The organism is Natronosalvus amylolyticus (assembly GCF_024298845.1).
GTDB lineage: Archaea > Halobacteriota > Halobacteria > Halobacteriales > Natrialbaceae > Natronosalvus > Natronosalvus amylolyticus.
In genome coordinates this window covers 1-12,055 of sequence record NZ_CP101159.1, presented here as the reverse complement: position 1 = coordinate 12,055, position 12,055 = coordinate 1, and the positions used below count along the sequence as shown (strand labels likewise).

General features: G+C 55.7%; 9 protein-coding genes and 1 pseudogene. 4 read left to right on the top strand and 6 right to left on the bottom strand.

Annotation, left to right across the window (positions count from 1 at the left end; genetic code table 11):
• Positions 1-537: 537 nt before the first annotated feature.
• A complete protein-coding gene (locus tag NLK60_RS17515; protein WP_254810758.1) occupies positions 538-1,776 on the top strand; it encodes an orc1/cdc6 family replication initiation protein in 1,239 nt (412 codons plus the stop codon).
• A gap of 14 nt (positions 1,777-1,790) precedes the next feature.
• On the opposite strand, the gene NLK60_RS17510 is transcribed toward NLK60_RS17515, so the two are convergent.
• Positions 1,791-2,300: a zinc ribbon domain-containing protein gene (locus tag NLK60_RS17510; protein WP_254810757.1), complete on the bottom strand. Its 510-nt coding sequence runs from the start codon at positions 2,298-2,300 to the stop codon at positions 1,791-1,793.
• A gap of 190 nt (positions 2,301-2,490) precedes the next feature.
• Between NLK60_RS17510 and NLK60_RS17505 the strand changes: the two genes are divergently transcribed.
• From NLK60_RS17505 to NLK60_RS17495, 3 genes are all read left to right on the top strand, one after another.
• On the top strand, positions 2,491-3,252 hold the full coding sequence (locus tag NLK60_RS17505; protein ID WP_254810756.1) for a TIR domain-containing protein: 762 nt from the start codon (positions 2,491-2,493) through the stop codon (positions 3,250-3,252).
• Positions 3,245-3,859: a RipA family octameric membrane protein gene (locus NLK60_RS17500; RefSeq protein ID WP_254810755.1), complete on the top strand. Its 615-nt coding sequence runs from the start codon at positions 3,245-3,247 to the stop codon at positions 3,857-3,859. Before NLK60_RS17505 ends, NLK60_RS17500 begins: the two co-directional genes overlap by 8 nt.
• Before the next feature lie 88 nt (positions 3,860-3,947).
• The gene (locus tag NLK60_RS17495; protein WP_254810754.1) at positions 3,948-4,523 is read left to right on the top strand and encodes a hypothetical protein; all 576 of its coding nucleotides are present in this window, start codon (positions 3,948-3,950) and stop codon (positions 4,521-4,523) included.
• Between the two features lie 66 nt (positions 4,524-4,589).
• On the opposite strand, the pseudogene NLK60_RS17490 reads toward NLK60_RS17495, so the two are convergent.
• The 5 genes and pseudogenes from NLK60_RS17490 to NLK60_RS17470 form a co-directional block, all read right to left on the bottom strand.
• Positions 4,590-4,859 (bottom strand): annotated as a pseudogene (locus NLK60_RS17490) (hypothetical protein); the annotation flags it as partial.
• Between the two features lie 118 nt (positions 4,860-4,977).
• A complete protein-coding gene (locus NLK60_RS17485) occupies positions 4,978-5,214 on the bottom strand; it encodes a hypothetical protein (protein ID WP_254810753.1) in 237 nt (78 codons plus the stop codon).
• Between the two features lie 117 nt (positions 5,215-5,331).
• Entirely contained in the window at positions 5,332-10,233 is a 4,902-nt protein-coding gene (locus NLK60_RS17480; RefSeq protein WP_254810752.1) for a hypothetical protein, read from the bottom strand.
• 236 nt (positions 10,234-10,469) lie between these two features.
• A complete protein-coding gene (locus NLK60_RS17475; RefSeq protein WP_254810794.1) occupies positions 10,470-10,901 on the bottom strand; it encodes a DUF8160 family protein in 432 nt (143 codons plus the stop codon).
• Positions 10,902-10,915: 14 nt separating this feature from the next.
• The gene (locus tag NLK60_RS17470; RefSeq protein WP_254810751.1) at positions 10,916-11,827 is read right to left on the bottom strand and encodes a ParA family protein; all 912 of its coding nucleotides are present in this window, start codon (positions 11,825-11,827) and stop codon (positions 10,916-10,918) included.
• Between the last annotated feature and the right edge of the window lie 228 nt (positions 11,828-12,055).

Below are 12,055 nucleotides of genomic sequence, written 5' to 3'. Positions count from 1 at the left end.
AACCCACCTCTAGCTCTCCTACGGACTAGCTCGGACGGTAAGGATATAAACTTTTCTCTGATTTAGAGTTCTCTTCCACTATCCGACTCTCTTCCGTAGTCCTTTACTGGAAATAGTGGGGAGGGGGTGTTCCGTCGTTCTTATCCAGTGATTCCCTCTGCTGTCTAGCGATTCCTATTCTTCCATGGTATACTGGAAACGGTGGGGTCTGTACTGTATATAAAAGATTATTTACTGGAAATACTGGAACCCTGTGGTTTTCTGTTCTGTAAGCATCCAACTGGAACCACCGAGAATAACTGGAAATAACGGGGTGAGTTTGATCACTTGTGAGTTGATGTCTTTACTGGAAATAGTGGGGTGTAGTGCCTCAAAGATGCCTTCTTCATAACAACCCAAATGACTTTCTTCCAATAGACTGGAAACAATGGGGTCGATCTCCAATAGTGGAAACTATGCTCCTCATGGTTATACTGGAAATAGCGGAAACAGCGGTCGAAACAGTTATGATTCTTGCCTGAATCAGTCGAACACAATATGACTCCACGATTCCAGCCGGACGACACACTGTACAAACGACGGAATACACTCAAAGTCGAGTATGTTCCAGACGACATCGTCGGACGGGATAACGAGATTGAGGAGTACGAAGCAGCCCTACAGCCGATCATCAACGGCGAGTACCCCGATAACATCTTCATTTACGGCAAGACCGGTGTCGGGAAGACTGCTGTGACGAATTTCTTGCTAAACGAACTCCAGGAATCTGCAAAACATTTTGAAGTCGATCTCTCTGTCATCACGCTCAACTGCGATGGCCTCAGCACGAGCTATCAGGCCGCGATCAGTCTGGTGAACAATCTCCGAGAACCCGAACACCACATCGCCGAAACCGGTCATCCGCAATCCAAAGTCTACCGCCTTCTCTGGGATGAACTCAATAATCTCTCTGGGACTGTCATCATCGTTCTCGACGAGATCGACCACATCACGGATGATACGTTCCTCTACCAGATTACTCGCGCAGACAACAACGGATACATCGACAACATTCAGCTTGGCCTCATCGGGATTAGCAACGACTCGACGTTCCGAGAGCAGCTTGACGCGAAGGTTCAATCGTCTCTGTGTGAAACCGAGATCTCGTTTCCGCCGTATGGAACTAAAGAGCTCCAGAAAGTTCTCGAACAGCGAGCAGATATCGCGTTCCACCAAAGCGCACTCGAGGACGGAGTGATTCCGTTGTGTGCTGCCCTTGGTCGCCAGGATGGTGGAGACGCCCGACGAGCGATTACGCTCCTTCGGAAGGCTGGCGATCTTGCACGCACCGAGAACGCGGATTCGGTTACGACTGATCATGTTGAACGCGCCCAGGAGAAACTTGAAGCACAACAGAGCATGGACATCATGCGCGACCTCACCGAACACGAGCAACTCACGCTCTACGCGCTGACTACGCTCGCTGCCGAGGACGCTACCCCTGCCCGATCGCGGATCGTCTACCAGCGCTACAAAGAACTCTGTGAGTTCCAGGGTCGAGACCCACGTACGGCCCGCCGGATGCGCAGCTTCCTGTCCGACTTCGAGATTCTCAATCTAACGCTCTCGCACATGGAACACCGTGGTCAGGACGGCGGAACGTACCGCGAACATGAAATCAACCGGGACATCGCGACTGTCGTCGACGCGCTACAGACGATCATCAGCGAGATCGGTGCCCACCGGAGTATCATCGAGTACCTTCCCGACTCCGGTGAAGAATTCGCGGCGATGTAGCGCAAGGGTACATCTTATTCATCGCCAATATCGTCGAGTTCTTCGCCTGCTATTTCGACCAATTTCTGTAGTCGCTCGTTGAATTCGTCTTCAAACTCTGTGTGGAGAGATTCATCGTACATTCGTAGAGTACGACCAAGCCCTATCGCGGCCAGCCAGTCACGGACCTGATTGCTATTCATATCCTCAACGGGCGTGGATAGCGCTTCAGAGCTTAAACCAGCTGCCCACAGTTGGAGTAGGTCCAATTCTTCGACCATCGCGAGACGGGCGAAATCTTCCAGGGCGGCGTTCACTTCTCGGGATAATTGCGTATACGAAACCGAGTCCCGATCGAGTTCACGTTCGCCACTGAGTAGACCATTGATGTAGGAGAGCGAACGTAGCGAGAGAAATCCATCTCGACTTACTGCCATCGGCGGATCTGTTTCTGACTCTGCGACCTTAGAAAGTGCCTGCCCGCATGAACCACAGTAGTGGTGAATATCTTTGACTCGACTTCCGCAATTTGAGCAATAGGGCATATCGAACACTGCGATTCGTAGGTACACAGGTGTTGCTAGCCGAGCCCAGAAATTAGTGAAAAGTCCCCTTGGTTTTAAATACTCAAATCACGACATATTTGTTGTGACGCCAAACGAAAACGACCACGTCACCCGCGTCCCGACAGTCGAGGTTCAAAGCCCCACTGGCTGCCTCGATGTGAACTCTTTCGTGAATGGACGAGATGACACCGACCCGTTCTCTGCCCTGTTCAGCGATGGTAATAGCGACAGTGTCTTAGACGCCACTGAACCAACATCTGTCCCGACCGGCAGCGACCAACCACCGAACCTTGTCGACCTCGGAAAGGACCTCCTTGTCGGGTATGCTGACTGGAAGGGCGGGCAAGTCGAACACGACCCGCACGACGACCCACTTCGATACCTCTGGAACGATGCACCAGAATTGATCATTGCTGCCGCCGCCGCGGGCTATCTCTCATATAAGGGAGCGCAGGGACTCGGTGGTCTGGTTTCAGCCGGCTCTACAACTGAAGACACCGATTCACCGGCCCGACCTCGGCTTCCCCTTGATGATCGACCATATCGGGTGTTCGTGAGTCATTCGTGGAAGTACTCTGATCAGCGCGAACGTATCGAGAAGTTCCTCGATGACGAAGAGCGACTCGACTGGCAGAATTTCAGCGTCCCAGAGGACGACCCGCTGGAGTTCGAGGACACGAACGATCTTCGACAGCAGCTCTATCAGCAGGTTCGACAAGCGAACGTTGTCGTCGTTGTTGCTGGAATGTATGTCTCGCACAGTGAATGGATCGAGGAGGAAATTGAGATGGCGAAACACTTCGAGAAACCCATTATCGGAGTGCAGCCGAACGGGAACGAGCGACTACCCGTCTCGGTGAGGGACGCTGCGGACGAGATCGTTGGTTGGCGACAGCGGTCGATTGTGAACGCGATTGCGAAACATGGCTGAGGAGGGCTCAACGGAGCTAGAGCCGTCGTCAGATTCAGATACGACCTCTAACGACTTCCCCAACCCCACGCGCGATGAGACGCTCATCGACCAGTACACACACTACGCCGGGAGTGCGATGGGCGTTTCTGACCGGAGACTTCGGACAAATCGGTTTTACGTCTCACTCCTCTCCGGAATTCTGGTCGTAATCACGTTTATCGCCCGGGAGCCTCTTTCGCTCGCTCAACAGATCGGGTTCGTGGCAGTGGGTCTGCTTGGCGTTTGTCTCTGCGGACTCTGGTATCAAACAGTGGACTCCCACCGTCGACTAAACCAGGCCAAATATGAGATACTCCATGAGATGGAATCCAACCTCGCGTATCCAGTGTATCAACAGGAGTGGGAGCGTTTAGGCCCAACTGGAGCCACCGAGTCACATGATACCCGGTTTCCTCGAATCACGATGCTTGGCGAGGTTCTTTGGGATATCGCTCGAAACACCGACGACGTCCAATATTACGAGCAAACGACAGTAGAGAAGACGATTGCCGCACTATTGGCACTCCTGTACGTTCTTCTCACATTGTACGCTAGCGGTTTGCTGGTGTATTCCATTGTCTGGTAGTAGTCCAATGTACAGCTGACGTTTGATGTGACAGAGTTGATGAAACTATCGTCAGGAAGTACTTATGGGTGCCCCCCGGACGATGCGTATGGGACTATTTGAGACCTTATTTAGCTCATCCACCGCTGACTCTGTTCCTCAGGCACAGCAGCCAGGTAAGCACGAAATCTTCCCCGACGAGAAGTACAATGTCGCTTACGCCGTCGCTGCCCGACGTGAGGAGCTGCGGGCATTAGAACAGCTACTAGAAACGGACCAGACCTCACCTACCGCCTTAGAGGCAGAGCCCTTTCTACGGGAAATAATCGATGAAATGGAGCACGACAAAGAATACTCTCTTCGCCTTCGCACATCAGGCGAGGGTCTTGTCGACGATATTCGTGAGCTCTTGGAGCACTGGGATAAACAGGTAGATGGTCAGATCGGGACGATTTGGTGGCCTATCGGTGCCGATACTACATTCAGGCTGTACCTTCACTACCTAGAGGTTCGGGCTGATGCAGAGGATGACCAATTTTCGTTCCCTGAGTCCGCTGGACAGGTTCACACTCTTGTCCAACGCGGACTTAGTGCAATGGCAGATGACGACAACTCAAAGCTCGCTGTAGTGCACAAGCGAGATATTCCTTGGGAGACTCCAACTGAGGAAGACCAGAACGTATAGCTGCTCTCCGAAGGCTTTCTATCAAAATGAAATGCGTTCACGCCCTACGATCTGTGAATCACTGATTCACTGATCAGCGTTTTGCTTTGCGAGCTCGCGAATTTTCTCCTTCGTCTCCTCTCGATACTCGCCAAAAGCCACCTCGAAGACACCTCGGTAGTAGTGTTTGTTCTTCTCCAGCGTGACGCCCTCGCGCTTTAGTTGCTTCTTCAGGCGAGTAAATGTGATCTCGATGTCCTCGCTCTGCTCTGGTTCCACGTATATCGTGACAGAATCCCAATCCTCGAGGATGTTCAGTGGTTCGTCGTCTGATTCTTCTGCTACCATCGTTTCCTCCTGATATTCCTGTTTAAATCTATTTCTTCTGACACTAATCAATCAAAGATTCTGGGTGTCACATGCTCTTCCACATATTTCGATCGTCCCCACCTTCCCGGTGACTACCGTTCCTAATCTATTCTACGTCATTTCCGTCGCTCACCATGGTTCGAATTTTGGCCGGTACAGACCATTGTTTAACCAACGAAATGAATGAACCGACGGTTTGTTGGTTAATGCTTCGTGCTCCATGCTCGATTCGTGGTCGTTGAGCTCCCCTCGCGGGACGACCTGAATCCGCCGCCGCTGCTGCCCGGTCCAGCGCGGTTCGTTCGAACTCTTGAATTTCTGGGTCGATGAAGATTTCATCCATGCTAGGGTACCGACGGGTCGGGGGTTGTCGTTACCCATTGGATATTTCACCTAGTCGACTGATACGGTCGAATGGGTACCAGCGACGCTTGACATCTCAGCCTTTGAATGTCGATGATTAGTCGTCCGAACGTCGATTGATACGGAGGACAATGCCGTCGTGTGTGAACCCCTCGACGTCGAGTTCGTCGAGAAGTGCTGGGAGCTCGTCGAGGTGACCGTTCAGATCTATGGCTGACTCGTCCGGGAGCACCCCGACGAGTCGCCAGTCGCCCCGATACCGCCACGCCTCTTCGGGATCGGATTGTAGGCACACACGGCGATAGACTGAGATCTGGTTCGCACTGAGATGGACGTTGCTCACGGGGCCACCGGAGAGCGCCTTCGCCTCATATCTGACTGGTCGGAACCCGCTGTCGTCGTGTGCGAGCCCAACGAGATCGAATCCAGCGCCATCCCAGACACGAGAGATGTGCAAGCCCTGGGCCAGTGCTGAGTCATCGTCGGTCGCTCGCCATTCGTTCCATGCCTCACGGACCGACGATCGGGTGGCTCCTTTGGGGAACGGTGAGAGGAGGGCCTCCCGGGCCGCCTCGAAGGACTTTGGGCTATCGGCGTGTTCTAATGCGGAGAGGGTTTCGTCACGGACGCAGTGCAGCAGCGCCACTTCTGCTTCGTCACCGACTATCTTCTGAGCCTTGTGCTTCCGCGCCATCTCTTGTCGGTCGAACGTCCCGTTATCGTTCGGGTGACTCTCCAGACCCTCTGGCCCATCTCGAGTCCATCCTGCATCGCTCGCGTCTTCGATCTTCGAGATTGATTTGTAGCGTGGCGAGAAACGCCGAATTTCGTCGCTCAGGACCTCCGGATCGGGAATCTTCGAGGCTGGAATCGAAGCGGTGTAATCCGCGTTGGATAGCCAGCGGACGACAGCCCGAGATTGGTCGAACGTGAGTCGATGGACGGCGGAGTCGATGAACTCTTCGAGGGACTGCTTGACGGTCTCTTCGTCTGCATCCTCCACCCCGTTCGACGAGACGAGATTGACCAGATACGACACCAGCCGTGGTTGTTGATCGTCGAACCAGCGCTGCCACCGGAGGCGATGCTCGTGGGAGCATGAGAATCGGGGCCTGAACCGATCTTGTTCCTCGGTGAGGTCGAGCTCCTTGAACCGTTGGTTGATTTCCACGTCGTGCACATCGTCGGAGCACTCGCCCATCCCGATATCCGATGGTCCGAGCGAGGACAGCTGGGTGGGAGATTCGATAGAGGGGTCGAGTGTGAGATCGAACTCCCCCAGCACATCTCTGGTCGCATCGAACAGATTTCGTTTTGCGGCCTCGTCCAGCGGGTAGAGCAGCTGGGCGTACTGGCTCACGAGAGGTCCAGCATCTTTCCGATCGACGAATCGGTCGAGACGGTCGACACCATCATGGTCGTACTCAGTCAGGGCCCGCTCGAAGAGGATACCGACCTGGCGTTGATCTTCGAACAGGAGGTCCGCGAGGGCCTCACCGAACGGTGTCAGGTCGTGTGATGGCTCGCCCAGAGCACCATCGAACACGATGGTGGGGGCGTCTGTGTCCACGAAGAACGCATAGCTGTCCTCGCCTCTGTATCGTTCCTCGGAGTCGAGCTCCCGTCTGTCCGCGGAGAGGATGTACTCCACCCATGCGTCTTCGACCTGCTGGAACCGACCATTGTGCCATCTGTCGATGATGTCGTCGTTTATATCGAGACGTCTGACGGCCTCGCTCAGCGCCAAGAGACGTGGGACCAATCGCTCAATCGCCTCCTGTTTCTCGGTGGCCCTATCGTCGGTATCCCCGTCGGTTTCGTCAAATCGAACCTGACGGTTGACGGTGAGGAGGCGGGATTGCAACGGCGACGAGTCGTTGACGGACTGGCTCGGTAGTACCGCGGTGACGAGGGGGACTGAGTGGAAGATCCGACGCATCTGATCGCGGTCGTCGGAGTTCGTGATGATGTAGGCGGGCTCGCCAGAGAGTTGTCGCCATTCAAGGGGACGTTCGTGCAGCCCTGTGGACGTCTCTGCGGGATGATAAGTCAACAACGGTGGGGGATCGGTCCTTGATTCAGCCGAATCGTTGGAGACGATGGCCTGGAGGACTCGCTCGTACAGCCCGATGAGTGCATCGCGAGCGGAGGAGTCGACCTCGACACTGGTCAAGTCGAGGTTTTGGAGACGGTCGGCGAGTCTGCGTGCGGGGGCCGCATCATGCTTCTCGAGGGTTCCCTCGGATATTCCATCGAGCGCACCGAGCGTCGTCAGGATCTCTTTGTACTCCGACCCCTGGTCGACACTCCACAGGACGCGCTTTCGCCCGTACGAGCGCGTCGGGAGCACGACCACATCACGGGGAGCGACCCCGGCAGGGGCATCAGAGAGGTATCGTGGAGGTTCCGCGTGTCCGGTCGGGTCCTCCGTCGATTCGGAGTCGCTCTGGACGGGGAACCATGGCCGTTTGGCGAGCGGTGGGACCAGATTCGTCGACGCCCTCGACGAATCTTCCTCATCTCTTCGTTCGGCGATCTCCTGCTCGATGAGGTCAGACAACCAGACGTCCCAGGCGTCTGCAATCGAGACCAACCACGCATCGGACGGGCGGTCATCGTCGAACGACCCGTCCGAGAGCTGTGGCATCGTCGGGGCGCTGGGCCGTGTCTCCGCGGGGACGATGGTCGGCGGGATGGCTCGCGCATCGACGATGGCGTCTTGTCCACCTTCGATGAGGGTCAGTGGGATGCCTCCCTCGGGAGGTTCCGGCCCACAACCTAGGAACAGCAGGAATGATTCGACATCGAGAGATGGCGGGAGGTCGCCAAGTCTGTCGATGTCGACCTGGTCGATGGTGAGTTGACGGGCGGGCGCCCACAGTGTACCATCGACGGGTAAATGGAGTGTCGCAATCGATCGGCCCGCCCGCTGCTCGGTACCGCTTGAGTCTCCGGATAGGAATCGCCACCCCATCCCGTATCCGTCGCTCTCTCCGAACGGGTCGGTCTGGTAGCGTTCGTAGAGGAACAGCTCCGCCGCGTATCCGATCAGTTCGCGCTGGAGGATCGCTGCTCGGTCGGCATCTTCCGCCAATGGCTGGTGATTGAAACGGGCAGGGGAGTTCCGAAGCTGACGGATCTCGGAGAGCAACTGCACAGGATTGAACGACCGTTCTCCGAGCGACGAGCTATCGCCGCCGACGAACAACGAGGGGAACTCGAATGTCGTCACGGAACAACCTGATTCTCGCAAACTGGTTGGGAGGGGAAGCGGACGGTCGTCTTCGTCGTCCCTGACGAACAGCACCCGATCGCTCTTCTCGGTCTCCCAGACCTCACGGCCCGATTGGGTCGTCGGGAGCGGGACCCGAACCGATTCTTCACCCTCGCTCTCGACCGGGATGATCGGTGTCTCTCGCTCGCGGAGTGCGTCGCACAGAGCATCGGCGTACTTTCCCAGCGTCACCGTCCCGCAGCCCTTTCCGCAGTGATGGTCCAACCACGCCCTGGACACCCGCCAGAATCGATCGCATTCGCCGGTCTGGACGCTGTCCTGGGTCTGGAAGTACCGGTCGGCCAGCTCCGCCCAGAGCTCGTATGACTCCCGGGCCTTCATATCGTCGCCGAAGAGGAGTGCTGCGAGGTGCTCTTCGATTCTCCGAGCAGGGATTCCGCTTGCCCCAGGATCGAGGAGTGACCAGAAGTCGCGGCGGATGGTATCGTTATCTTGTCCCTCGACGCGCTCGACATCTTCGGGGTCGATTCTCGTCCACTCGACGGTACTCAGTGGGGCCCCAACCTCCTCGAGGAGTTCGAGGAGATGGAGCTCGGCTCCAGCCTCGAGGAGCGCTTGGTTGTACCGACCGACGCTATCGTCCTCGACGGTCAGTCCTTTGCGATCTGGCTGCAGGAGGAAATCGCCATTGAAATCGACTCCGAACGGTGCATCCAGTTCCGTCGGGAGGTAGCCGTAGAGCTGCCCCTCGACATCTCTAGCATCTGACCCAGGCCAGCTGATTGCAGCACCGGGGTTCGAGAGGTCGTAGTCGGCTTCTGCAGCTTCCTCTGCGAGCGATGTCGACGAGTGACGCTCCGATCTCCAGTACGCCATCGACCGCCCGGAATCCTCGCTCCACGTTCCGTCGGTCGGCCAGGTTCGACGCTCGAAACAGCGGTCCGCCGTCTCGGCTCTCACGGTCAGTCCGCGGCTGTGTTCGAGCAGCCCGGCGAAGTGGAGATGGCTCTCGTTAAGGTTCTCCATCATCTTCGAGACCTCGTCCATCCGCTTCGTGGGAATCGGGACTACGACGGCGGTGGTGACCTCTCCGTCGGGTATCGGTGACGGTCGTCCCTCGCTCATCAGCGGGAGCGGGAAGTGATAGCTCGGGCGTGTACCGATGTCCGAGTAGGTGGGATTAGTCGTCTCGAGGAACCTCTTGTGACCCTGCCGTACGTCGGGGTAGTCGAGGCGCTCGTTCCAAATCTCGTCGTCCAAGTGCGAGTGGAGTTCCATCCCCCACCAGCCATCCTCGTGTCGACTCCAGACACGAACCCAGTCGTTCAACCAGAAGACTGACCGGAAGCCGACTCCCTTGTTCCCGACGCTCTCGTCGGGTGATTTGTTCGACAGGTGGACCGAGCAGAGTGCATTGAAGTCCGGTCGGTGGGCCTCTTCCGGCGGGTCACGGTAATTGAACTCGGGGTCGACTGAGATGGGAAGTCCGTCGTTCGTGACGACAAGTGCGTAGGAGCTGGCCGAGGTCGGCGTCTCAACGACGTTGACGGTGATTTCTGCATCCGCTCTGTCGAGTGCATTCTGGAGCAGTTCGAAGACGACACGGCCAGCGTGTGCACGACGGACGCCCTGTTCGTCGCCACGTTGCTGTAGCGCCGTCTCTCCACGTTGTCTCTCATAATAACAATGATGCTTCTTGAAGATGGTCTTGAGAGCACTCGGTGCGGGGTAGGTTTCATCCCGTTCGGACACGTCCACGCTCATCGGCGAAGCTGAGCGTTCAGGTCCTTCACTGGAGCGATGAGTTTGGCGTGATCAGTGCTTGATTGTCGTCCCTCGAATAATGTCATAGACTTTGTGACGGTGCACTCTCATTTCATGCTTCGCATCATGGGCCATGGGGCACTTGACTAGATTGACTCCGGTACAGCCTCAAACTAGAAAGAGGTAGCGAAACAGCCAGGAACTCGTACTATCCTAAATATCCAAGAATCACTGATTCACTGATCGACGTCTTCCTTAGCCAATTCGCGAATCTTCTCTTTCGTCTCTTCCCGGTGCTCGCCAAACGCTACCTCGAAAATTCCATGGTAAAAGTGCTTGTTCTTCTCAAGCGTGGCGTTCTCCCGTTTCAGCTGCTTTTTCAGCCGCGTGAATGTGACCTCAATATCTTCACTCTGTTCCGGTTCGACGTATATCGTGGCCGAATCCCAATCCTCCCGGATGTTCAACGGTTCATCGTCTGTTTTCTCTGCCTTCTCACTCGAGGATTCAGTATCCGCTGTGCCAGTTGCCTCCTGCTGCCCTGATTGCTCCTCAGTAGCAGCCGCAGGTTCGTGGTCTTGACTCTCTGCTTCCGACGTCGTCTCGTCATCGGTCGCGGCTTCCTCGTCGTCTGCTTCCTCAGACGGATCCTCAAATCGCTCGTCCATTCCCCGGGGCATTCTTACGCCTCCACCTGCGTTTTGTCGAACGCTCGTTCCATCGTCTCCGCAACCTCCAGAAAGAGGTCGCGCTCTACTTGCTGATCGTTCGCGTCTTCCCACCCGAAAATATCTCGTCCATTGTCCCACGCACGCTGGATCGCTACTCGCATCGGGAGTTTGAAAATCGGTGCCATTGACGCGAAGGATTCGTCGAAGGAGTTAAGGAATTTCTGTGACTGACCGTCGTCCCGGTACATATTCGCCAGGAGTCCGACGATTGCGATCTCGATCTGCTGGTTGTCCTCGATGGACTCCAGCTGGTCCCACAGGTCGTCAAGTGCATCCCGTGATGTTGCTTGGGTCTGTGCAGCCAGGAAGACGTTTTGAGCCGCGATGAAGGCCGCGTCCGTCAGGACTGAGAGGTCGGGAGGGCAATCGACTACGATAAAATCGTAGTTGTATCCGTCGTCAACCATCTCTTCGAGGGCGAGTTTCAGTGAGAGGCGGGCATTCGCATCGTCCATCCAATCTCGAGCAAGGCCCATGTCCTTGTGACTGGGAATCAGATCGAAGTTCAGATGGTCGTACTCGTCGGCTTCGATCACGATCTCTGAAAGACTTGTATCGTGCGTGCGCGGATTGTCGACGAGTACGTCGAGCAGATTCTCGTCATCGGTGACTAGTGTGTTGGGGAGTTCGTTCTTCGGGCTTGCTGGATCGTTGTCGTCGCCCGGACCTAGTCCAAGCCCTTTCGTCATGTCGGCTTGCGGGTCCATATCGATTGCAAGAACATCGTGGTCGCGCGTGGCCAACGCCGCGGCACTGTTAATCGTCGCCGTTGTCTTTCCAGTCCCGCCTTTCTGGTTACCGAAGGCGATCGTGGGGATGCCAGTCGATGGGGTGACGCCCCATCCACGAGGTGTCTCGGTCATGGTTCGATCATTGAATCAATGACTCATAAATCCATGTCAGACACTCAGTTGTATCTCTCTCAATGCAATTCTGCCGAATATCGTTGTTTGATGGGCTGAGGTGGCGTATTCGTCTCTTTTCGGGCACTGTCTTTGAATCATTTACTCACTGATTCAATGATTCTCGAAATCACTACTTCACTGATTCATTGATTCAATAACTTCGTGATGCGAGTCTCGTGTTCCTAA